Source organism: Undibacterium sp. Ji49W (assembly GCF_049340205.1).
Lineage (GTDB): Bacteria > Pseudomonadota > Gammaproteobacteria > Burkholderiales > Burkholderiaceae_D > Undibacterium.
On the sequence record NZ_JBMPOW010000001.1, the window covers coordinates 401,494 to 423,112 of the forward strand.

General features: G+C 50.5%; 22 protein-coding genes. 11 read left to right on the forward strand and 11 right to left on the reverse strand.

Annotated features, from left to right (window positions below):
* Positions 1–13 precede the first annotated feature (13 nt).
* From ACO0LK_RS01735 to ACO0LK_RS01745, 3 genes are all read left to right on the forward strand, one after another.
* On the forward strand, positions 14–541 hold the full coding sequence (locus tag ACO0LK_RS01735) for a hypothetical protein (protein WP_422971565.1): 528 nt from the start codon (positions 14–16) through the stop codon (positions 539–541).
* Between the two features lie 42 nt (positions 542–583).
* A complete protein-coding gene (locus ACO0LK_RS01740) occupies positions 584–844 on the forward strand; it encodes a hypothetical protein (protein ID WP_422971567.1) in 261 nt (86 codons plus the stop codon).
* Positions 845–1,131: 287 nt separating this feature from the next.
* Entirely contained in the window at positions 1,132–1,602 is a 471-nt protein-coding gene (locus tag ACO0LK_RS01745) for a hypothetical protein (RefSeq protein WP_422971569.1), read from the forward strand.
* Positions 1,603–1,767: 165 nt separating this feature from the next.
* Here ACO0LK_RS01745 and recQ read toward each other — a convergent pair whose 3' ends face one another.
* A complete protein-coding gene (recQ, locus tag ACO0LK_RS01750; protein ID WP_422971829.1) occupies positions 1,768–3,624 on the reverse strand; it encodes a DNA helicase RecQ in 1,857 nt (618 codons plus the stop codon).
* 3 nt (positions 3,625–3,627) lie between these two features.
* Entirely contained in the window at positions 3,628–4,473 is an 846-nt protein-coding gene (locus tag ACO0LK_RS01755; protein WP_422971571.1) for an undecaprenyl-diphosphate phosphatase, read from the reverse strand.
* Between the two features lie 384 nt (positions 4,474–4,857).
* On the opposite strand from ACO0LK_RS01755, the gene ACO0LK_RS01760 reads away from it, so the two are divergent.
* Positions 4,858–5,475 carry a hypothetical protein gene (locus ACO0LK_RS01760; RefSeq protein ID WP_422971573.1) on the forward strand — a complete coding sequence of 206 codons (618 nt, stop codon included), beginning with the start codon at positions 4,858–4,860 and terminating at the stop codon, positions 5,473–5,475.
* A 95-nt stretch (positions 5,476–5,570) separates the two neighbouring features.
* Positions 5,571–6,155 carry a hypothetical protein gene (locus ACO0LK_RS01765; protein ID WP_422971575.1) on the forward strand — a complete coding sequence of 195 codons (585 nt, stop codon included), beginning with the start codon at positions 5,571–5,573 and terminating at the stop codon, positions 6,153–6,155.
* A 151-nt stretch (positions 6,156–6,306) separates the two neighbouring features.
* Here ACO0LK_RS01765 and ACO0LK_RS01770 read toward each other — a convergent pair whose 3' ends face one another.
* The 6 genes from ACO0LK_RS01770 to ACO0LK_RS01795 form a co-directional block, all read right to left on the reverse strand.
* Entirely contained in the window at positions 6,307–8,034 is a 1,728-nt protein-coding gene (locus ACO0LK_RS01770) for a methyl-accepting chemotaxis protein (protein WP_422971577.1), read from the reverse strand.
* A gap of 247 nt (positions 8,035–8,281) precedes the next feature.
* Positions 8,282–8,551, reverse strand: a complete 270-nt coding sequence (locus ACO0LK_RS01775; RefSeq protein ID WP_422971579.1) for a YkgJ family cysteine cluster protein — start codon at positions 8,549–8,551, stop codon at positions 8,282–8,284.
* Between the two features lie 46 nt (positions 8,552–8,597).
* Positions 8,598–10,634 carry a sodium:solute symporter family protein gene (locus ACO0LK_RS01780; protein WP_422971581.1) on the reverse strand — a complete coding sequence of 679 codons (2,037 nt, stop codon included), beginning with the start codon at positions 10,632–10,634 and terminating at the stop codon, positions 8,598–8,600.
* 4 nt (positions 10,635–10,638) lie between these two features.
* Positions 10,639–10,902 carry a DUF4212 domain-containing protein gene (locus ACO0LK_RS01785; protein ID WP_422971583.1) on the reverse strand — a complete coding sequence of 88 codons (264 nt, stop codon included), beginning with the start codon at positions 10,900–10,902 and terminating at the stop codon, positions 10,639–10,641.
* Positions 10,899–12,437 (reverse strand): sensor histidine kinase N-terminal domain-containing protein, encoded by a 1,539-nt coding sequence (locus ACO0LK_RS01790; protein ID WP_422971585.1) that lies wholly within the window; start codon positions 12,435–12,437, stop codon positions 10,899–10,901. The genes ACO0LK_RS01785 and ACO0LK_RS01790 overlap by 4 nt, the downstream gene beginning before the upstream one ends.
* On the reverse strand, positions 12,434–13,171 hold the full coding sequence (locus ACO0LK_RS01795) for a response regulator (RefSeq protein WP_422971587.1): 738 nt from the start codon (positions 13,169–13,171) through the stop codon (positions 12,434–12,436). The genes ACO0LK_RS01790 and ACO0LK_RS01795 overlap by 4 nt, the downstream gene beginning before the upstream one ends.
* Between ACO0LK_RS01795 and ACO0LK_RS01800 the strand changes: the two genes are divergently transcribed.
* The 4 genes from ACO0LK_RS01800 (at position 13,170) to ACO0LK_RS01815 (ending at position 16,071) form a co-directional block, all read left to right on the forward strand.
* Positions 13,170–13,577, forward strand: a complete 408-nt coding sequence (locus ACO0LK_RS01800; RefSeq protein WP_422971589.1) for a hypothetical protein — start codon at positions 13,170–13,172, stop codon at positions 13,575–13,577. The two genes, ACO0LK_RS01795 and ACO0LK_RS01800, sit on opposite strands and share 2 nt — an antisense overlap.
* Positions 13,574–13,951, forward strand: coding sequence for a BlaI/MecI/CopY family transcriptional regulator (locus ACO0LK_RS01805; RefSeq protein ID WP_422971591.1), 378 nt, complete (start codon positions 13,574–13,576; stop codon positions 13,949–13,951). Before ACO0LK_RS01800 ends, ACO0LK_RS01805 begins: the two co-directional genes overlap by 4 nt.
* Positions 13,941–15,221 carry a M56 family metallopeptidase gene (locus ACO0LK_RS01810; RefSeq protein WP_422971593.1) on the forward strand — a complete coding sequence of 427 codons (1,281 nt, stop codon included), beginning with the start codon at positions 13,941–13,943 and terminating at the stop codon, positions 15,219–15,221. Before ACO0LK_RS01805 ends, ACO0LK_RS01810 begins: the two co-directional genes overlap by 11 nt.
* Positions 15,222–15,387: 166 nt before the next feature.
* A complete protein-coding gene (locus ACO0LK_RS01815; protein ID WP_422971595.1) occupies positions 15,388–16,071 on the forward strand; it encodes a hypothetical protein in 684 nt (227 codons plus the stop codon).
* On the opposite strand, the gene ACO0LK_RS01820 is transcribed toward ACO0LK_RS01815, so the two are convergent.
* Entirely contained in the window at positions 16,052–16,834 is a 783-nt protein-coding gene (locus ACO0LK_RS01820) for a hypothetical protein (RefSeq protein WP_422971597.1), read from the reverse strand. The genes ACO0LK_RS01815 and ACO0LK_RS01820 overlap by 20 nt on opposite strands.
* A gap of 338 nt (positions 16,835–17,172) precedes the next feature.
* On the opposite strand from ACO0LK_RS01820, the gene ACO0LK_RS01825 reads away from it, so the two are divergent.
* Complete coding sequence (locus ACO0LK_RS01825) at positions 17,173–18,015, forward strand: substrate-binding periplasmic protein (protein ID WP_422971598.1); 843 nt, start codon at positions 17,173–17,175, stop codon at positions 18,013–18,015.
* Positions 18,016–18,050: 35 nt separating this feature from the next.
* On the opposite strand, the gene ACO0LK_RS01830 is transcribed toward ACO0LK_RS01825, so the two are convergent.
* Positions 18,051–18,236 (reverse strand): hypothetical protein, encoded by a 186-nt coding sequence (locus tag ACO0LK_RS01830; protein ID WP_422971600.1) that lies wholly within the window; start codon positions 18,234–18,236, stop codon positions 18,051–18,053.
* A 62-nt stretch (positions 18,237–18,298) separates the two neighbouring features.
* Between ACO0LK_RS01830 and ACO0LK_RS01835 the strand changes: the two genes are divergently transcribed.
* Positions 18,299–19,450 (forward strand): PepSY-associated TM helix domain-containing protein, encoded by a 1,152-nt coding sequence (locus ACO0LK_RS01835; protein WP_422971602.1) that lies wholly within the window; start codon positions 18,299–18,301, stop codon positions 19,448–19,450.
* Positions 19,451–19,526: 76 nt separating this feature from the next.
* On the opposite strand, the gene ACO0LK_RS01840 is transcribed toward ACO0LK_RS01835, so the two are convergent.
* Positions 19,527–21,608: a TonB-dependent receptor gene (locus ACO0LK_RS01840; RefSeq protein ID WP_422971604.1), complete on the reverse strand. Its 2,082-nt coding sequence runs from the start codon at positions 21,606–21,608 to the stop codon at positions 19,527–19,529.
* Positions 21,609–21,619: the final 11 nt, after the last annotated feature.

A 21,619-nucleotide genomic window follows, 5' to 3' on the forward strand; every position in this document is an offset into this window, starting at 1 on the left:
TGATGAGATGATCATGAACGCCCATCATATAGCCCTGATCATTTGCAGCCTGTTAATGGTTGCACAATATGCCTGTGCACAGGAAATCAAAGAGACCACTGGTGCAGGGAAAATCGACACGCAGCCTGGTCATTCTTCAGCACCACCTGTAAGCACATATACCAAACTGAATATGCCAAGCAATGACAGGATGGTAGCTGCAAAAACCGAAACCAAAACTGTATCTGCTCGGCCTGATTCGAGTGAATCGTCAGCAACGCCTTTGCCTTCCGACACGCAGCTTGCTGACAACGCAGCCAGTACGCAAAGTAGCAACGGGCAGGGTATGTATGCACGTGTCACGAAAGAATATTACAACCAGCCTGCCAATCAATCAGATAAGCAGGAAAAGGCGGGTGCCTTGTCCAGGTTTGGTCTCCGCTATTCTCCAACCGACAATGATCAACTGTGGATGGAATACCGCACCAGCGAAAAAAGCGCTGTGCGTCTGCGTGGTGCTGCACACAGAGGCATCAGGGTCCAGGCAGTTTTTCGTTACTGAAAATCTGGACAGGCCTCAGCAGCAATTGCCAGAGGAGGTAACATGAACAGCAGGTTTCAAACTACCATAGAGCGAATGCCAACCATGCGTTACAAGAATTATGATATTTTTGTGATTGCATTCCCACGCCCTGATGGCCATTGGTCAGCCAGTGGCGAGGTACAAAAGTATGGCGCAGATGGCTTGGAAATGACCCAGCAATTCAGCGGACCCTTCATGGCGAATGGCGAAACTGAAGCCAAGCTGGCTGTTATTCGCGATGCCAAAATGAAGATTGATGCAATACTGGCTGAACTGACTTAGTGCCCCTATACAGTGCCTTAGTTACTCCCCTTTCATTACCCAGCTTCCTGGACTGTTCAGTTGCGCTGACAGGCATGTATGCACTCGTATCATCTACCCATAGACGCCCACCCTTAGGCGTACATGCTTATGCGTCTATATTTACATGCCCATCGATGGTCACATTTGGTTTAAATGTTTGTATATTGTGTCAACCATAATTTGCCTACAACGTTAGCTTCGTAGGCAAAGAAGTAATAAAATGCGCCGACACGTCACTCAATCATCAAACCGGACAGCGGAAGATAATGAAAATTATAAAATGGATCATTCTTGTCGTCATTGCAGTGCCTTTGGCACTGGTAGCAATTATCTATGCGCGCAATAAAATGGTAGGGCCAGCTGGCTGGGCGGAAGACAACACCACCAAACAACTCAAGAGCATGATGAAAGATCCAGATTCCATGGTGATTCGTTCTTCTTTTGTTTTACAAAGAACAAATAGTGACGGCAATACCGAAATTTCGATATGCGGCATCGTAGATGGCAGGAATGCTTTTGGCGGTTACGCCGGGGGTACACGTTTTGTATCCCTGAGTATGGACAATAAAAAAAGCAATACCTTTGATACTATTTTCGTCAAAATAGACGAAAGCACGGCTTCAGACCGGGCTCTGGCAAAACGCCTCGACACCATCACACCATTCGAACACGCTTACTGGAACGGCAACTGCGTGGATGAGACGCATCCTATGCTGATACGTTCTTCGGACAGTTAAAATCTCGCCAGCCAGATCTGGCAAAAACCGCTGGCCATGATGGCAAGGGTAAACAGAGATTAAATGGTAGTCGGGGAAGTGAAGATATTCTTGTTTTTCTCTGTGCCCCTCTGTGTCTCCGTGCCTCTGTGTTGAGAGGTCTTGCTTTAAGGCTTAAAGTACAAATCAAATCTGCAATTCTTCAATCAGACTGATAATCTCTTTGCCATAACTTTCCAGCTTTTTGTCACCCACGCCGGAGATGGCACGCAGAGCGGGCAGCGTGGCGGGTTGCTGGCGGGCGATTTCGCGCAGGGTGGCATCCGGGAAGATGACGTAGGCTGGCACATTGTGGGTACGCGCTGTTTCCACACGCCACCAGCGCAGTTTGTCGAAGGCTGCCTGGGCCGTGCTGTCGAGGTCGGCCTCGGCATAATCTTTTGCCGACTGGCGTTTGTGCTTGACGGCTTTTTCTGCTTTTTTGTACTGGCGCAGCTGTACCTTGATTTCACCACGCAAGACGGCGCGTGATGTTTCGGTCAGTTTCAGCGAGCTATAGTTTTCATAATCCACAGCGACCATGCCCAGCGCAATCAACTGGCGCAGCAGGGCGCGCCATTCGGCTTCGCTCTTGTCTGAGCCTATGCCATAGGTCGATAATTTGTCATGTCGCCACTGCTGTACGCGTTCAGTATCAATACCGCGCAAGATGTCGATGACATGCCCGGCAGCAAAGCGCTGATCGACACGGTACACGGTGGACAGGATTTTTTGCGCCGCCACACTGCCATCAAAAGAGCTGGGCGGGCTGATGCAGGTATCGCAATTGCCGCAGGGTGTGGCCTGTTGTCCAAAATACTCAAGGATGTGTACACGCCGGCAATTCAGGGTTTCGCATAGCGACAGCATGGCGTCCAGCTTGACGCCTTGCACCCGTTTGAAGGTTTCATTGGCTTCGGATTCATCGATCATGCGGCGCTGCTGCACCACATCCTGCAAGCCATAGGCCATCCAGGCATTGGCACTGGCACCATCGCGGCCAGCACGACCGGTTTCCTGGTAATAACCTTCTATACTTTTTGGCAAATCCAGATGGGCGACAAAGCGCACATCAGGTTTGTCTATGCCCATGCCAAAGGCGATGGTGGCACACATGACTATACCGTCTTCCCTCAGGAAACGCGCTTGGTTACGGCTGCGGTCTTGCAAATCCATACCGGCATGGTAGGGCAGGGAAGTAATGCCGTTTTCATTCAGAAATTCGGCTGTCTCCTCAACCTTTTTACGCGACAGGCAATATACGATGCCGGCATCACCACTATGCTGGGCGTTGATGAAATCCAGCAATTGCTTGCGGCCATTGGCTTTTTCTACGATCTGGTAGCGGATGTTGGGGCGGTCGAAGGACGACACGAACTGCATCGCGTTTTCCAGCTGCAGCCTGTGGATGATCTCATCGCGGGTTTGCTGGTCAGCCGTGGCTGTCAGGGCTATGCGCGGCACATGCGGGAAGCGCTCATGCAAGGCCGACAGTTTGATGTATTCAGGACGGAAATCATGTCCCCATTGCGAGACGCAATGGGCTTCATCAATCGCAAACAGGGCAATGTTGACGACTTGCAGCAATTCCAGACAGCGCTGGGTCAGCAGACGTTCGGGGGCGATATACACCAGGTCGATATCGCCTTCTCGCATCTTCTTTTCCACCGCCAGGATTTCATCAAAACTCTGGGTGGAATTTAAAAACGCTGCACGCACGCCGACTTCTGCCAGGGCATCGACCTGGTCCTGCATCAGCGCTATCAGGGGCGACACGACGATGCCAACGCCATCGCGTATCAGTGCCGGTATCTGGTAACACAGGGATTTACCGCCCCCGGTCGGCATCAGCACCAGGGCATCACCACCATTGACGACATGTTCAACGATCTGGCCCTGCTGCGAGCGAAAGGCCGGGTAGCCAAATACCGTCTGCAATAAATGCAGAGCCTGTTCAACGCTATCGCTTGTGGTATTGCCTGCTTCAGTCACTGCGCTTGTCACCAATTAGTCGGCCCAGGTAATTACGCCCGTGTAGGCGGTAATCAGAATCATGATACCAAAGGCAATACGATACCAGGCAAACACATTGAAATTGTGCGAGCTGATATAACGCAACAACCAGCGCACGCAAAAAAAGGCAGAGATAAAGGCTGCAACCGTGCCCAGGCTGAACATGGGCAAGTCTGCCATCGACAAATCTTCCCGCGCCTTGTACAGCGAATACACGGTAGCACCTAGCAGTGTCGGTATCGCCAGGAAGAAAGAAAACTCGGTTGCCGCCTTGCGCGACAAACCAAACAGCATGCCACCGATGATGGTGGCACCAGAGCGACTGGTGCCTGGGATTAAGCCCAGCGACTGTGCCAAACCTATTTTAAGTGCATCGACAATACTCATGTCGTCCACTGATTGTATGCGCGCATGGGCGGTATCATTTTCATCGACGTTTTTATGCTTACGTTCAACGAACAGAATAATAATGCCACCTATGATGAATGCCATGGCAACTGGCACAGGGGCAAATAGCAGAGCCTTGATTTTTTTGATGAACAATACGCCAAGTACAGCTGCCGGCAAAAACGCCACGATCAGGTTGACGGCAAATTTGCGCGCCTTGGGATCAGTTGCGAGGCCAGCAATAACACCAATGATTTTTTTGCGGTATTCCCAGCACACAGCAAAAATCGCACCTGCCTGTATGACAATTTCAAAAACCTTGGCGGTTTCGGTAGTGAAATTGAGCAGACTACCCGTCAATATCAGGTGACCAGTAGAAGAGATGGGCAAGAATTCCGTCAAACCTTCGACGATGCCCATGATGATGATTTTGATCGCGATTATTAAGTCCATACGACACTAAAAAGAGGGAGGTTAAGCAGGGAATTGGTCGGCACGAAGCTTAACATGGCGCATGCCTGCCTGCGCAGAATTTTGCCCGTAAATACCCCGTAGTGGAATGAATTTATAAAAATAATAAGAATAAAGACTTGCCAGATGGCAGTTTCTTGCACCTAAGGTTCCGTATTCCGGTACCTTTCCGAATTTCATTGTTCCTCCATACATCAATCGCGATACTTTGTCATCGTCCTTGATCGTATCTTCATACCTACTTTTAGTCCTGTCTTTATAAAGCGCTTATTACCCATGTTCAGGCTGTTACAACAATCCATCTCATATTGCAGGTATGGCTTTATAGCCAGTCTGCTGCCGGGATTGATTGCCTGCACTGCCACCATGCCAGCACAACCAACGCAGGCGACTGCCGGTTCAGGGCAGATGGAGCAAGTGCTGACGGAGTACCGCACTAGCCAGGTAGAAGTGATGTTGTTGAGACAGCAGTTTTTATGGCCGTTCCCGGATGCAGATCAACATCTGGCCCAGTTTGCTCATCACGTCAAGGTTGATGGCTCGGTCCCAGTCCGTTTGCAGGAATTTGTCATCGGTTATCACAAGCCCCGCCATTTGTCAGCGGTGTCGACTGTGGCTCCAGCATCTCCGGTTATAACAGCCAATGCCATGACAGCAGATTTCGTCGATGAAGTGCAGATCAGCAGAAATGGCCAGTTCCTTGTACGTGAAGCAATATCGCCGGTATTTACAGGCGCACAAAGTTATCGTCGGCTGGAGGTAGCCAAACTCAAGGTCGGAAGCGAAGCCTATGTGTTGACAGTCGCCAATAGCTTTCTGCACAAGCCCATGTGGCTAGCGATTTTTGGCCCGGATGGCCATACCGTGTATCGCATAGGCCTGCCACATGGTACCTGGCAATTTACCGAGCATGCCGACGGCATTTCGATGGTGGATACCTCGGGCACAGGCAGAAGGTTGGTGATCAGGCCGGAACTGCAATGAATGGACTGACCAGTTCAACGCAGTATCGCTGGAACCGGTGGGCATACGCCGGCCACCTGGTCCGCCAGAGTTTGAGAGTGTGTGTGGGAATGTGCGTGAGTATCTGCCTTAGCGCCTGCTTTATACCTTTGCCCATTATTGGCGGCGGTGTGGCAGGTGCAGCGCGGGATAGTGACGCAGTCAGAGAAGAAGCCTGGAATTACCCTGAATTTAAGGAGAAGCATGTGCAGACCGAAATGATCAAGGATAGCGTGAGCAAACAGCCGCGTACCGACCGCAATAATTACTTTGCCGATTTTGAAGACCATGTCCATATCCGGCGCAATACACCCACCCGGCTTGGTTCTTACGAATTCAATTTCGTCCGTTCCGGCACCGACAATGGCTTGCTGATACAGGTACACAACGATGGCTTGCGCGTCCTGCTGGAACGCATACCTTCGGCATTCTACATGGGTGAATTGCAGGCCAGTCAGGTGCAGATAGCCGGGCGCGATTATCTTTTGCTGGCAGCCAATTCACGCACCAGTACCCATCGCATGTGGCTGGGTATTTTCCGGCCGGATGGCAGCAAGTTATACGCTGCCAGCCTGGAACAGTCAGTGATACGCATCCAGCAGACTGAAGATGGTGTCTCGCTGTTCTTTTTGAGTGGGGATTCCATGCGTATCAAGATCTAGCCGTTTCAGCGCTTTCTTCATTTAGAGAGAAAAAGCGTGAAACGGCAGGGATGGGATTTATGTACCTCTTGTGTCAAGCTAAGGCATCAATGACCAGTCCCGACCTCATCCGGACGGACAATTCAACGAGCGTTTTTGCCGTAGGGTAATATCAAAACTCTTCCCAGTCATCTCTGGACGCGAACGTAGAAGACACGGGCTTTTTCTTCGCTACTGATGCCTGTATTCTGGCTGGTTGTGCAGCAGCGCGTTTTACAGCAGGTGCGCGTCCGGTGGCTGCTGTGCGTGCAGTTTGACGGGCTGGTGGTGTTGCAGACGTTTTTGCCTGGGCAATGATATTGAACTGCGACACCAGATCGGACAGTTTTGAAGATTGTTCGCGCATGCTTTCTGCTGCTGCGGCAGCTTCTTCTACCAGTGCCGCATTTTGCTGCGTCATTTCATCCATCTGGGTTATCGCCAGATTGACTTGCTCGATACCGGCGCTCTGCTCCTGACTGGCGGCGGTGATTTCACTCATGATGTCGGCCACATGTTGAACGCTGGTGACTATTTCATCCATCGTCTTGCCGGCGGTATCAACCAGCTTGCTGCCATGTTCGACTTTTCCGACAGAGTCATCGATGAGGTGCTTGATTTCTTTGGCAGCAGAGGCACTGCGTTGCGCCAGATTGCGCACTTCAGTCGCTACCACTGCAAAACCACGTCCCTGTTCACCGGCCCGGGCAGCTTCTACCGCTGCATTCAGTGCCAGGATATTAGTCTGGAAGGCGATGCCATCAATGACTGAAATAATATCGACGATCTTGTTCGAGCTTTCCTTGATGGACCCCATGGTCGTCACCACTTGCCCAACCACTTCCCCACCCTTGACTGCAACGCCAGAAGCCGATATTACCAATTGATTTGCCTGGCGTGCATTGTCAGCATTCTGTTTGACGGTAGAAGTCAGTTCCTCCATCGACGAGGCAGTTTCTTCCAGCGAACTTGCCTGTGATTCGGTACGGGATGACAGATCGGCATTGCCGGTGGCAATTTCTGCTGCCGCGACGCTGATGGTTTCAGTACCATTGCGCACTTCGCCTATGACGCCACTCAAGCCGGTATTGATGCCATTAATGGCTGTCATCATCTTACCGATTTCATCATTGCGTTGAATATGGATGATTTCGCTCAAGTCGCCCTGGGCCATTTTTTCTGCGACGGCCGTGGCTCTGGCCAGTGGTCTGGTGATCGATGTCGCCATCAGCCAGGCGCAAACTGCCGACAGCACAGCGGCGATCGCCGACAGCACGATCAGCAGGATTTTGCTGGACTGGTAAGTCTGTTGGATTTCAGCCGAAGTTTCGTCGATCTGCTTGCGTTGCATGGTCAGCATCGCTTCGATTTTCTTGATATACATCGCAGCAGCCGGAAGGAACTCTTTTTCCAGCGCGGTATTGGCCTCATCCACCTTGTCTTCTTTTTTCAAGCTAACGACTTTGTTTCTTGAATTGAGGTAAAGCTGTCTCTGCTCGCCAATTTCTTTGAAAAGCGCGATTTCATCGGGCTTTTGCATATGTTCGGCAATTTCTTTTTGAAGCAGACCGGAGGCTTTGGTGGATTCTTCCTGTTCCTTTGCGAAAAAACTTGCGAGTGAAGGGTCGCTACTTTTTGCAATGGCTGTTGTGCGGCGAACCCCGGTGTGTATATTGCGATACCAGTCACTGATCAGACGTTCGGTCGTCAATGGGTCTTTCAGCAAGTTATCCGTTGCGGCGGCAACTGCATTGAGCTTGAAAATGGCAATAACCGTGGTGATGAAAAAAAGGATAAGGATCAGGGCAAAACCTAAGCCTAACCTTTTACCCACTGATAGGTGTTTGAGCTGAGAGATCATAGATTTTCTTATAATTATGTCGAAAGACAAGTTGAAAATGCAGACTAAAATTTCACTATTCAGTCTACACTTGGATGAGTTGGAAATATATTTCCATAGGGAAATTATACGCAAAAACCACTGATTTATCTCAATAAATGCGGATTATGCTACTGTGTCCAGTTGTTTTTGATCTGATTCTGCAATTCGTCGATCTTAAATTGTGGTTTTTTGCAAGGATGCACCATGAAAGCCGTTGCGATAGTTTTCATTCGGGGCGGGTTGACTTTTCGAGTTCGCTGATCCAGTGGATGGCTTGTTCTCTGTTATTTCCACACATGTCGACTGCAGCCTGCAAGCCTGAGCAGCAGGCTGGTCGTTCCGGTTGACCAAAAATCGCGCAGCGCAAATCGTGAGTCAATTGCACACAGGGCACGCCTGCGGCTTTGCCATCAGGCATGCCGGGTATGGGGCTGGTGATGGACGGTGCAATGCAGCAGGCAGCACACTGGGGGCGACAAGATAGTGATGTACTCATACCGGCATTTTATCGGATGCTGGGACAGCATGGCTAGCAGGCTACTTCACGGCTGCCGTATAAAATCAACCAGTTCAGTCGTCTTTTGATCTGGCCTGGGTGTCAGGTAGCTGACCAGCAGCATGCTGATAAAGCCTGCGGGTACGCCGAATACGCCAGCAGAAATTGGTGCAATATTCAGCCACTGATTGGCGGTGCTGCCACCAAACAGCGGGTGGCTGTAGAGCATGTAAAACACACAAACAACGAAGCCTGTGATGATGCCGGCAATTGCTCCCTGGCGATTGGTGCGCTTCCAGAAAATACCCAGCACCAGTGCGGGAAACAGGGCCGATGCTGCAACCGAAAATGCCGCACCCACCAACGACAGGATGTCTGCGGGTTTTAAGGACGCGACATAGGCCGCTATCAATGCCACCACCAGCAATAGCAACTTTGAGATGGTCACCCGCTTCTGGGTAGAGGCTTGCGGATCGATGATCTTGTAATAGATATCGTGTGACAATGAATTGGAAATGGTCAGCAGTAAGCCATCTGCGGTAGACAGGGCGGCCGCCAGGCCACCGGCGGCCACCAGTGCCGACACCACGTACGGCAGGCCAGCTATTTCGGGAGTGGCGAGCACAACGATGTCGCCATCCAGCACGATTTCTGCCAGTTGTACTATGCCATCATGGTTGATGTCTGTAATCGTTACCAGCGGGTTGATCTTGTCTATGCTGGCCCAGTAGGTTACCCAGGAGGGCAGTTTGGAAAATTCACTGCCTACCAGCGAATTATAAATATCGTATTTCACCAGTATGGCCAGTGCCGGGATGCTGACGTAAAGCAGCATGATAAAAAACAGCGACCAGAATACCGAATCGCGGCTTTCCTTGACCGAAGGTGGCGTGTAATAACGCACCAGTACATGGGGCAGGGCGGCGGTGCCCATCATCAGACACAGAACCAGTGCCATGAAATTATTACGCTTGTTATCCGATTCATTCTTGTCTTTGGCCGCATACGGTGTGTATTGCGAAAAGCCGGGTTGCGCCTTGTTCAGATAATTGTTGCGGATGTCGGTCCAGCGGGTTTTTGCTTCTTGTGGTGATTTGGGATAATTCGCCAGTATGCGCCCCGCAGCCTTGATTTCGAGTAAGGAGGCATTGCCGGATTTTAAATCGTCCAGTCTGTGCTGTACTTCAAAGCGGCCTTCTTCCCATGACTGTGGCAATTGCTGGATTTTCTTTTGCAATTCGGCCGCACGCTGGCGATAGATGGCCCTGACTTCCTGTTCCTTGGGGTTTTGTGCGAATTGTTTTTCCTTGTTGACCAGTTCTGGCAACACCGATCCATAGGTCAGCGGTGCGACCGGATTGTGCGTGTGTTTGACCGATAGCCAGCCAACAGGAATCAGGAAGGCGACAATGATGATGATGTATTGTGCCACCTGAGTCCAGGTCACTGCCCGCATGCCGCCCAGGAAAGAACATACCAGGATACTGGCCAGCCCGAGGAATATGCCCACAGAAAAATCAACGCCGGTGAAGCGCGAGGTGATCAGTCCCACACCATAGATTTGCGCAACCACGTAGATGAAGGAAATGAAAACGGTGGCAAATACCGCCAGTATCCTGACTGTATTGTTTTCTGGTGTACCGGCAAAACGGGCACCCAGAAAATCGGGAATGGTGTATTGCCCGAACTTGCGCAGGTAAGGTGCAATCAACATCGCCACCAGGCAAAAACCACCGGTCCAGCCTATGATGTAGGCAAGTCCATCAAAGCCCTGCAAATACAGGCCACCGGCCAGACTCAGAAAGCTGGCGGCAGACATCCAGTCGGCAGCGGTGGCCATGCCATTGAAAACGGCAGGCACGCGTCGTCCGGCGACATAGTATTCGGTGATGTCTGATGTGCGGCTGACGACACCGATGCCGGCGTACAGAACGATGGTGGCAAACATGAACAGATAGCCTATCCATGCACGTGGTACGCCTTCTTTTTCCAGTATCGCCAGGCTGATCAGGAAGATGAAGAACAGCAGGGTGTACCACAGATAGTACAGCGTCAGTCTTTGTGTAAATCGTTGTTGTGGCATACGATCAGGGTCCTGTTTGCTTGCGGCTTATCCAGGCCATGCCCAGGGAATACACGGCCAACAGTATGACGAAACTCAGTGTCAACCCCTGTGCCGCCATATAAAAAGAAAACGGCCAGCCAAAGAAACTCAAGTCGCTCAGTTCGCGTGCAAAAAACAGAACACCGAAGCTAAGCGACGCCCATATCAGCAGCAGGCACGATGTCAGGCGTTTGGTATGGCGCCAGTAAGGTCCTGGTCCTGCTGGCATATTGTCAGGCTCAGTCATGCTCCGGCCTCAAGAGAAATTTCATCATGTGGATTGAGCCTGAAGATTATCCTGAACAGACAACCGGGAAAAGCTGTATCCTGCGGGTGGGGGTTATCGACAATTTCTATGCTGGCCTGATGTTGGCTGGCGATTTCACGGACGATTGCCAGACCCAGGCCGCTGCCCTGCACATTGGTGCCAAGGATGCGATAAAAGCGTTCAAACACATGTTCTCTTTCTGCGACCGGGATGCCGGGGCCATTGTCTTCCACTTCCAGCAAGGCCAGTGCCTGTTCATGATCGACAGAGACCCTGACGGTTACATTGTGCTCTTCCGGCGTGTATCGCAGGGCATTGTCGATCAGATTGCTCAGCATTTCTCTCAGCATCAAGGGGCTGCCAAAAATCAGGACTGGTGCATCTTGCTGTTCAAAGCCGAGGTCAATTTTTTTTGAAAATGAAGTCTGTATCCAGTCATGCACTACGCTACGTGCGAGGGTGTTCAGATCAAGCTGCTCCAGCGGTTGGGTGGCAGGCGTCTGGTTTTCTGCCCGCGCCAGCGTCAGCAATTGATTGACGAGACGCGTCGCCGCTTCGGAACTGGTGGCCAGTTGCAGCAGCGAACGATGTATTTCACCCTGATCAGTCTGGCGCAAGGCCAGTTCTGACTGCATGCGCATGCCTGCCAGTGGTGTTTTCATCTGGTGGGCAGCGTCGGCAATGAAACGTTTTTGTATGTCTATGGTTTGCGCCAGACGTTCCAGCATTTCATTGAGGGAAGTGACCAGAGGAGTGATTTCTTCCGGTACGTGGCGCGAGTCTATAGGACTTAAATCATCAGGGCGGCGCGCCCGTATCCTGTACTGTAGCTCTGCCAGCGGCGACAGGCCACGGCTCAGGGCAAACCAGACCAGTGCCAATGCGATAGGCAGGATAATGAACTGGGGCAGTATCACGCCCTTGATGATTTCATTGGCCAGTAAGGCTCTTTTTTCCAGTGTCTCTGCCACTTGCACCAGTGCCAGATGGGGTGGGCCATCGGCCTGTCTGCGATTGACCTTGTTCAAGTCTATGTAGCTGTAGGCGACCCGGATATCGATGCCGCGCAGGTTTTCGTTTCTCAACTGTACCGTACCGGTTTGTGGCTTGTCTTCTTCGGCAGGTGCCGGCAGTTCACGGTCACCATCGATGACTTCGCCCTTGCTGTTTTTGATCTGGAAATAGATATTGTCCAGGTCATCTGCACGCAGGATGTCGCGTGCAGGGCTGCTGAGTTGTGTCGATACCTTGCCATCCACTTCCTTGACCTGTTGCGACAGCACCAGCACATTGTCTTCCAGTGCACGGTCAAAGGGTTGGTTGGCGATGGATTTGGCGACCAGATAAGTAATGGCGATGCTCATCGGCCATAACAACAGCAGGGGTGCCAGCATCCAGTCCAGGATTTCTCCAAACAGGGAACGCTGGATTTTTTCTTCCACCGGCCGGGTCAGGCTGTCATCCGGCGCTACAGCCGGCTTGTTTCTGAACCTGCTGCCTGATCTTGCCTTCATTTTTGCTCAGACGTGGCCGGTGGGAGCGGTTGCACTGATGGTGTCGGTGGCGCAGGTGGTGCAGCAACAAAGAATTTTTCCAGACAATAGCCAAGGCCACGCACGGTGGCGATGCGTACACCATCAACTTCAATTTTTTTGCGCAGGCGATGAACATACACTTCTATCGCATTATTGCTGACTTCTTCACCCCATTCACACAGGTGATCAACCAGCTGTTCTTTCGAAACCAGGCGACCTGTACGTTGCAGCAGTACTTCCAGCAAGCCCAGTTCACGGGCTGACAAATCCAGCATCTGTTCATGGATATAGGCAATCCGTCCCACCTGGTCGTATGACAGGGGGCCATGCTTGATGACCGTTGGTCCACCGCCGGCACCACGTCTGGTCAGAGCCCTGACACGGGCTTCCAGTTCTGACAGCGCGAATGGCTTGGCCATGTAATCATCCGCACCCAGATCCAGACCCTTGACCCTTTGTTCTACCGAATCTGCCGCTGTAAGTATCAGGACCGGCAGTCGTGAGTTGCGCGCGCGCAGGCGGCGCAAGACTTCCAGGCCACTCATTTTGGGCAGGCCGAGATCCAGTATGAGTAAATCGAAATCCTGAGTAGACAGGGCGGAATCCGCTTCCTGGCCATTATTGACACAATCGGTGGCATAGCCGGATTGCCGTAGTGAACGGGTCAATCCGTCGGCCAATACACTATCGTCTTCTGCTAGCAAAATACGCATGATGAATTTGATCCAGGTGGTTCGTCTCTTTGTGGATGCCAGCTTGTGTGGCGAATCAAGTTCGCCCGGCAGCATCTCTTTCTATTCTGGCATGGCGCCTTGTTTTGCGCCTCTTGCAGGCACAACTTTAACCCAATATCGTGCTTTTTCCAGAATTACCCGCGCATATATTTGTGCAAAGGCAAATATATGTCGCCGAAGGGCGTCAAAGGAACAGGATGGCAAGGAAATCCACAACAAACGCGGTGCAAATGGCAGGCTTGCTACCGTCGCCAACAAGATAGTCCGGCAAAGCAAATTCTTGCTTGACATGAATGATTACAGATGTAATCATTGTTTATCGATTACATCTGTAAATGTTTATGCAGATGAAATTGCACAAATAGTGAAAAGAGAACCCAAATGAAAACCATCTCCATCAGTGAGGCAGAATCCGTCGTCATGGAAGCGCTATGGAAAAAACACCCATTGTCGGCTGAAGAAGTGTTTGCCGCAGTGCTGGATCAGCAGGAATGGCAAGAGGCCACCGTCAAGACCTTGCTGAACCGGCTGTTGAAGAAGGGGGCAATACAGGCAGAAAAAGACGGACGCCGGTTTTTATATTCACCTATGCTCAAGCGCGAACAGTGGATACAGTCAGAAAGCAAGGGTTTTCTAGACCGCATGTTTGACGGCAATATAGCTCCGCTGGTGGCGCATTTCAGTCAACAAAAGAAATTGTCCAGGCAAGATATCGCCGAGTTGAAACGCCTGATAGAGGAACTTGGTGATGGCAAGTAACTACTTGAAAATATTGACAGAACTGGGATTGGCCAGCGCGGTACTGGCATTGCTGGTGTTGTTACTGAGACTGCCCTTGCGTCGCTACGCCGGGGCCGAGATCGCTTACCGGGCATGGTTGATTTTGCCATTGGCAATGTTGGCCGTGTTGCTGCCGCATCGTGCTTATCAGGACAGTTTCAAGCCCTTAGTCATACCTGTTGCGCAATTGACCGGTGTTGTACAGGCCATCGAATTGCCTGCCGGGCGCAACTGGTCGGGTTTGATACTGTTATTGTGGGCAAGTGGCAGCTTCTTCATGCTGGCCCGGTTTGTCGTTCAGCATAGGCGTTTTTTGCACGATTTAGGTGAACTGACCAGGCACGAGGATTTTTACCTGGCCCGCAGCACGAATGCCGGGCCTGCGTTGACGGGTTTGCTACGCACCAGGATCGTTGTTCCAGGGGATTTTTTTCAACGTTATACCGTTGAAGAACAAGTCTTGATCATTGCCCACGAAAAAATCCACAGACATCGTGGCGATTTGTTGGCGAATACGCTGTTTGCCCTGTTGCAGTGCCTGTTCTGGTTTAACCCCATTGTCCATTTTGCTGTCAGGTATTTTCGATTTGATCAGGAACTGGCTTGCGATGCCCGCGTGATTGTTCAACATCCGCAAGCCCGGCGTACCTATGCCGAAGCCATGCTGAAAACCCAGTTGTATTTCACCCCCAGCGCCATTGCCTGTCACTGGCAATCTCAACATCCTTTAAAGGAAAGAATCATGCATTTACGTCAGACCCGCCCTTCTTTGCTACAACGTGCATCCGCTTATTTACTGCTGTTGACGGTTGGTGGTTTGAGTGCCTACAGCGCCTGGGCTGCGACACCGGTAAGCCAGGTTGGCACCGACGCTGCGTCCGGGCAAGTGAAACAGACGGTACAGGCTGACAGCTATATGGTTGCAACTTCCATTACAGTGGGCGGGAAAACGTCCAGCCCCCGCATCGTGGTCAAGCAAGGCAGGGAAGCCAGCTTCGCCATCAAGATGGATGAGCAGCAAAGCAATTGGGATTTCAGTTTTAGCCTGAAAACACCGGCAACCGGGAATGACAAGGAGTCTGTTATGGTGACGATGGAAGTTAAAAAAGATGGCGTTGTGATAGCCAGGCCAAACCTGTTGGTCGCACTTGATCAGGCAGCCAAAGTCCGGCAACAGACGCCAGAACATCAGAATGATTTTGATGTTTCACTGACTGCCAGCTTGCTGAAGAAAGGCGACAAGTTTTAGTGGACTGTAAGGTAATAGCGCAGATCCTGGCCAGCGTTGTTCATTGTCTGGAGATGAATTACTCTTCTGTTAAAATTCACTGCCCAAAAATGACCTCAACAAAGATGATTAAATAATGAAATCCTGGTCTATGAATTGGTCTATGAATCGGTCTATGAATCGGCCTATGAATCGGCCTGTTTTTCTTGCGCTACTCTGCGCCCTGTGCTGTTCGTCAGCGATGGCGCAACCTGGCAAGCTTTGTTCTGGTGATGCCGGCTTACGCAAGCTGGAAGGTTATTGGAGTAGCACGCATTTTCTGGCTTTGCTGGATAAGCATGGCGATTGGACTGCTGCCATGCAGGCAGCAGACAGCCAGCAAATTGCCTTGTCCATCAAAAATGGCCAGATCAAACAAAACCTGGCCTGGCATGAAGGTGATGAAAGCAGGTATTGTTTGCGCCTGCAAGGCGACAAGGTCTGGTTGCTTGATGAGACGGAAAAAAGGCCGGAACAGGGCCCTTATCAACGACTTGGTAAACTGGACCAGCGTGAAGCGAATCTTTACCTGGCGCGTTTGATACAGGGCTGCTTTATCAGTGCAGAAAAAGAACAGTGGTGCTTCCAGCAGGGCAGGCTGAGTATCAATGGCAATCAAGTGAATGCAAGACTGGAACTGGACTTATCCGAACTGGATCTGTACGGCACACCCTTGCACGTGCGAGGCCGCAAACTACCCTTCTGGTATCTGGTGAAACGCCCGAATGGATGGGCCGTGTTTGAAGACGATTACGCCAGTAATGAGAACCGCAAACCGGTTAATCCTGAAACGAGTAAACCCTGGCGTGTGCTTAGTCCGACAAAGCAATAAGTTCCCCCTGTTCATTCAAATCAAATGTCAATGCACCACGACGAAAAGCAATGATCTTGAATTTGGATGCCTGTATGTAATCTGGCTGGCCGTAGTTGGCATCTGCATGGACATTCGTGATGCCATATTTCGACATAACGGCCAGTGATGCAGTCCAGTTCCCTGATGGATATTTGACAGGTTCTTGCCCTAAACGAGTGATACTTTCATCTACCTGTATGCTCTTGAAAAATGTGGTCTGTTTTACGCGCAGGGCTGCCAGCGCAAGATATTTCCCCCTCCGTTCTTCCAGGTAGTTTCTTTCGTCGACTGTCAGTGATGTCTCGTCCTGTCTGGATTTTTCAACCAGCGCCTCATAACTGGTTTGCGATTCCCGGAAATTTTTCTGCTCTATGCTGCCATGCCAGATAATCAGGGCATCGGAGTTGATGTATTTGTTCTTGCCAGCGGTAAAAATATAATTGGCGCAGGACGACATGCAAAAAGCACTCACCTGTACATCCAGATTGTGTTCCTTGACCCAGTTAGCCAGGTCCAGTGCGGCGTCAACATCGCCACCTTGAGAATTGATGCCTAGCCGTTCTATCTTTTTCCCCGCCATTTTCGTCAGAAAAGCTTGTACCGAGGTTTTGTCTATAGCCCCATAAAACCATTCAATCTTGGCATTGGGTTTTTGTCCGGTCTCTGCGGTACTGGCGTCTGATATGGCTATCAATGTTCCGGACGCCACGCAGATTGCGGCAGATAAGGTAGAAATATGCATGCTTTCCTTTCGTGTGTGCGTCAGTATTCCGGCGGGGTGTAGCTGAAAACTGACAGTGTATTTAACTTTGCTGGGTTGTGGATAAACGTCGGTTCGCAAACCGGTAAAAATTTGACGAATGCGTTTCTTTAGCAAAACCTGTGTATTGATAAAGAAAATTTGCTGACTGTATTGCTATTCCATATAAAACAGGCATAAGAAAAAAGAGACATACACGATAAATTTCCATGTGGAAATAATGTGCTGGTGGCTGTACAAATTTCTATGTTTTGCCTTTGGTATACATAAATTATTCGCTGTTACTATGGCGATCTTTATGTAATTTGGTTATCAAAAACATGCAATTCATAACAAAAGAGGGCGGTCTTAAGGCGGCTATCTCTTCATGGGCAATATTGCTGAAGCGGGTTTTATTGCCTGGCCTGGTTTTTCTGATGAATTTCACACCAGTGCCCGTATTGGCGGTTACACGTGATGTCAGCTTATTGATCCCTGATCCTCTTGATAGCAAAGGTGAACCCGCACCCATACCGCAAGACAGAAAGCGCATGCTGGACTATATTGGGCGGGAAGCGGACGTGCATTTTGAATTGCAGCGTTGTCCCTGGAAACGCATTTTGTTATTGGCCGAGCATGGGGAAGGTCTGGTATTTGGTATTTCCAAAACCGGCGACAGGGAGAGGATGTTTCATTTTTCCCGCCCTCTTTATGCCAATTATGTCTGGCTGGTAACGCGTAGGGATGCACGTTTTGATTACAAGAGTATTGCTGACCTGAAGGGGCGCTCTGTTGGCATAGTCGCCGGAACGCATTATGGTGATTATTTTGACGAACAAAAAGGCAAATTGTTCAAGGTAGAAAGCGATACTAACTCAGTGGCTGCACGTTTTAATAAGCTGGCCAACCGGCGTATGGACGTGATGGTTATACAGGACCCCGGCAGTGATGCGCGCGATCTTGAAGAGCGCATTAATCGTTATTTCAGCAAACAGCAGATTGCAGAAGGTCAGCCGTTGGTGGAATTCAGTGTGTTAGCCAAACCCTTGCTGGTTGATGATATTCACTTTGCTATCCGGGCGGATAAGGATGATGGCTTGATACAGAAGATAGATGCAGCTATTGCCAAAGGCAAGAAACAGGGAATCCTGGCCCTGGATTTACCGAAAGCAGGCAAGCAGTAGTCGATTGTAAGAAGCCCATATCTGATCTTATTTAATTACCCGCCAGCCCGGGTCAGCACACCATGAAATACTGATCGTGGAATCAGTTCTGCATTGATCTGTTTTCCGTTATGATAGAGATGACAAAGCTGCGTGATACAAGGCAGCTCATCACTTCCGCCAGCCCTTTTGTTGCCCATCCACGAATAGCCAGCATTGATATTTTTCTGGATATTCGCCATGTATTTTTCTTGTATATTGACTTGTCAGACTCTTTTGCAATGTAATTTGCATGGGCTCAGCCATGCTATCTAAATCGGTACGCGCGGTACTATTGCGCCTGCATTTGTGGCTGGCGCTGATATTCGGCAGTGTGTTTGTCGTATTGGGGCTGACAGGCAGTATCATCAGCTGGATGCCTGAACTGGATCATTTGCTCAATCCCTCGTTGTTCAACAGCACGAACACAACCGCCAATGCAGAACGCGTCACGCCCGTCATGGTGCAAGTCGCAGTCGATATGTTGACGGCTGATGGTCGCTATGGGCGTCCCAGACAGATGATGATACCAGCCAGTACGACAGAGGTTTTCGTTGCCTGGTATCCGCCCGTGCCACAAGATCGTTCCAGTTTTGGCCAGAACTGGTCACGCCAAGTGATGCTTGATCCGGTGACGATGGCGATAAAAGGCGAACGCAATTGGGGTGAATATGGTTTGTCACCAACCTTGTTGATCCCAACAATTTATCATTTGCATCGCTATATGTTGCTTGGAGAAACCGGCAAGACGGTGATTGCTGTCTGTGGCCTCATGCTGATACTGATGTCTGTTAGCGGCTTGTTTTTATGGTTGCCGAAACCTGCGTGGAAAGCGTTACGTCAGGCGCTTACTGTGAATTTTTCTGCTTCGGCCATCGCAATCAATTTTCGCCTGCACCGCATGTTGGGCTTTTTTGCCCTACCAGTTTTTCTGCTGCTGGGTTTTTCCGGAACTTATTTCAATCAGCCACGATGGATAATACCTGTGGTTTCCACGATTTTTCCGGTGACGGAAAAAGCTGAGACAGGCAATGTGAATAAATCTACGGGACACGCGATTGGCGTTGCGCAAGCCATGCAATATGCACAGGATGTATTTCCCCAGGCAAGGATCACTCGCCTTGGCTTGCCGTCGGGCACCGCGACAGCATATGAAATCAGATTGCGCCAAGCTACTGAAATGCATCGTGGTGACGGTGCAAGCAGAATCAGTGTTGATGCAGAGAATGGTCGCATACTGCGGGTTATTGATCCACTCCGTGGCCAGAGTGGTGACCGTTTTCTGACGTGGCTATTTCCTTTGCATAGTGGAATAGCCTTTGGCACGATGGGACGGATCTTTATTTCTTGCTTTGGCTTGATGCCATTGATTCTGATGGTGACTGGCTGGAGGATGTGGCGCAAGAGAGTGACCTGAACAAGCCGGGCATTTTATCGCCCGGACTTGTCTTTCACAGCATCAGACCCGAAGTGTCCGCACTCCTGTCAATACTTCAGAACCGTGTATTGAGCACCAGATTGACATTGAATGGTGCACCGGGTTGTATCTGCACATTATTATTCGCTGATTCCATATAGCGGGTGTTACCAAGGTTATTCAGTTTCAGCGTGATGTCATAGCGCGCTTGCAAATAAGTCAGGGCCAGGTCAAGGCGGGCGTAGCCTGGCAGGCGTACTGTATTATCGGTCAGGGCGTATTGCTCACTATGCGCGATGATGCCTGCACCCGCGCTCCAGTTCCTGGTAAATGTTTGTTTTAACCAAAGACTGGCGTTATGAGCAGGAGTCATTTCTGCCCGGTTTCCTATACGTATGTCGTTGGATGCGATGATCTTTGCGTCGTTATAGGTATAGCTGGCGTGCAATTGCGTGTCGCCGGTCAGTTGGCCCTGCAACTCTATTTCAAACCCCTGATTGCGCTGACGTCCTATTTGCAACTGGCGTAAACCGGTCGCGTCAGTTGGATCGGCAGTCAATTGATTACTCTGTTCTATCCTGAACAGGGCTGCGCTGGTGTACAGACGTTTATCCAGCCAGTCTTGTTTCCAGCCGATTTCCTTCAAATCAGTCTGCAATGGTTTGACCTGACTCAGCGGGGTGCTGCCGGTGTACAGTAAATCACCGCCGGCAGGTTGATGTGAGCGGCTGAGTGTGAAATAAACGGATTGCTGTGGCGTGATTTTATACACCAGCCCCAGACGCGGAGAGAACAGATTGTCGGTACGTTCGCTGACGGCATTGTTGGCAAGGTGATTGATCTGTTTTTGTTTAAACTGATCAAAACGTCCACCCAGCAGCATTTCCCAGTCTGTTGCCAGGGTGATCTGGTCTTGCAGGTACAGGGCTGTGGTATCTGCATTGAAGCGGCTGTCTATGGCTGCCGGTAAATTTTTAAAGTCTGGCGCACTTAATAAATGCTGCGGACGGTATAGATCAACAGGATAAGCAGTGCCGGTTTGTCTGACTATGGAATCACGTTTTTGCTGCGATATTTCCAGGCCCACCAGTAACAGGTGCTGACCTGCGACATAAGTCAGTTCAGTCTGGTTGAGCAAATTGTTTTGCTTGATGGGAAAGTAGGTAATTTGACGTGATACGGTATCAGCCGTGCTCAGCCCGGTGTTGACACGACGGTTGCGTGTATTGACACCATCCAGATCAGTCTGGCTATATTGCAGGTTATTGACAACACTGAGTTGTTGATTGAATTTGTGTTCCAGTCTTGCTTTGAAAAGATCGCTGTCAGTTTTGGTGTAATCAAATTTTTCACCGTAAAAAGTGCTTGCGTCCACTGCCACAGCGCGCCCGTTCAAAGATGGGATACCGCGGTCCGGTGTGTGGTCTTCACGCTGCATTTCAGCCTGCAACAAAAGACTGGTTTGTGGGCTGATGGACCATGACAATGAAGGCGCCAATAACAAGCGTTTGTGGGTTATCACATCACGGTAACTGTCGCCGGCATCGTAGGCGGCTATCAGGCGGGCGTTGACATCGGAAGTCATGGCACCACCGGTATCGATGCTGAGTCTGCGTTGACGGTCCGAGCCAAGCATCAGTGACACTTCATTATCCTGCCTGGCCTGCGGCTTTTTGGTGATGCGGTTGATCAGGCCGCCGGCTGCGCCACGGCCAAACAGGGCAGCTGTTGCACCTTTTATCACTTCCAGTTTGTCAGTGGTGGCAATGTCTCTATAGTACAGGCTGTCATCGCGCATGCCGTCAAGCAGTGTCTCGCGCGGAGAGTAAAAACCACGTATATAGAATTCGTCACGACGACCTTCTCCTTGTCCGGCGATGATACCGGGCGTATAGGCTAGTGCATCTTTGCTGCTGTTGACAGCACGGGCGCGCAAGTCTTCATTGTTGACGATAGAAATGGACTGCGGTGTTTCCAGCAATATGCTGTGGGTTTTGCTGGCACCGCTGACGAGTGTGTTACCACCCTGGGATTGCGCCTTGACTTCGATGGCTGGCAACTCGCTTTGCGGTTGTGGTTGGTTTTGTGCCATTGCCTGGCTGCTGTAGACTTGACAGAACAGGCTAGTGATGATGAGAGACAGAGGTTTGGCTTGCATAGGTAGAGACT

Excerpts from the sequence above, each read along its gene's own strand:
- ACO0LK_RS01840 (WP_422971604.1), bottom strand. The coding sequence starts at position 21,608 with ATGCAAGCCAAACCTCTGTCTCTCATCATCACTAGCCTGTTCTGTCAA.
- ACO0LK_RS01795 (WP_422971587.1), bottom strand. The coding sequence starts at position 13,171 with ATGCGTATTTTGCTAGCAGAAGACGATAGTGTATTGGCCGACGGATTG.
- ACO0LK_RS01755 (WP_422971571.1), bottom strand. The coding sequence starts at position 4,473 with ATGGACTTAATAATCGCGATCAAAATCATCATCATGGGCATCGTCGAA.
- ACO0LK_RS01830 (WP_422971600.1), bottom strand. The coding sequence starts at position 18,236 with ATGGCGAATATCCAGAAAAATATCAATGCTGGCTATTCGTGGATGGGC.
- ACO0LK_RS01775 (WP_422971579.1), bottom strand. The coding sequence starts at position 8,551 with ATGAGTACATCACTATCTTGTCGCCCCCAGTGTGCTGCCTGCTGCATT.
- ACO0LK_RS01805 (WP_422971591.1), top strand. The coding sequence starts at position 13,574 with ATGAAAACCATCTCCATCAGTGAGGCAGAATCCGTCGTCATGGAAGCG.
- ACO0LK_RS01735 (WP_422971565.1), top strand. The coding sequence starts at position 14 with ATGAACGCCCATCATATAGCCCTGATCATTTGCAGCCTGTTAATGGTT.
- ACO0LK_RS01800 (WP_422971589.1), top strand. The coding sequence starts at position 13,170 with ATGATGAATTTGATCCAGGTGGTTCGTCTCTTTGTGGATGCCAGCTTG.
- ACO0LK_RS01740 (WP_422971567.1), top strand. The coding sequence starts at position 584 with ATGAACAGCAGGTTTCAAACTACCATAGAGCGAATGCCAACCATGCGT.
- ACO0LK_RS01815 (WP_422971595.1), top strand. The coding sequence starts at position 15,388 with ATGAATCGGCCTGTTTTTCTTGCGCTACTCTGCGCCCTGTGCTGTTCG.
- ACO0LK_RS01770 (WP_422971577.1), bottom strand. The coding sequence starts at position 8,034 with ATGATCTCTCAGCTCAAACACCTATCAGTGGGTAAAAGGTTAGGCTTA.
- ACO0LK_RS01810 (WP_422971593.1), top strand. The coding sequence starts at position 13,941 with ATGGCAAGTAACTACTTGAAAATATTGACAGAACTGGGATTGGCCAGC.
- ACO0LK_RS01780 (WP_422971581.1), bottom strand. The coding sequence starts at position 10,634 with ATGCCACAACAACGATTTACACAAAGACTGACGCTGTACTATCTGTGG.
- ACO0LK_RS01785 (WP_422971583.1), bottom strand. The coding sequence starts at position 10,902 with ATGACTGAGCCTGACAATATGCCAGCAGGACCAGGACCTTACTGGCGC.
- ACO0LK_RS01745 (WP_422971569.1), top strand. The coding sequence starts at position 1,132 with ATGAAAATTATAAAATGGATCATTCTTGTCGTCATTGCAGTGCCTTTG.
- ACO0LK_RS01835 (WP_422971602.1), top strand. The coding sequence starts at position 18,299 with ATGCTATCTAAATCGGTACGCGCGGTACTATTGCGCCTGCATTTGTGG.
- ACO0LK_RS01760 (WP_422971573.1), top strand. The coding sequence starts at position 4,858 with ATGCCAGCACAACCAACGCAGGCGACTGCCGGTTCAGGGCAGATGGAG.
- ACO0LK_RS01820 (WP_422971597.1), bottom strand. The coding sequence starts at position 16,834 with ATGCATATTTCTACCTTATCTGCCGCAATCTGCGTGGCGTCCGGAACA.
- ACO0LK_RS01790 (WP_422971585.1), bottom strand. The coding sequence starts at position 12,437 with ATGAAGGCAAGATCAGGCAGCAGGTTCAGAAACAAGCCGGCTGTAGCG.
- ACO0LK_RS01825 (WP_422971598.1), top strand. The coding sequence starts at position 17,173 with ATGCAATTCATAACAAAAGAGGGCGGTCTTAAGGCGGCTATCTCTTCA.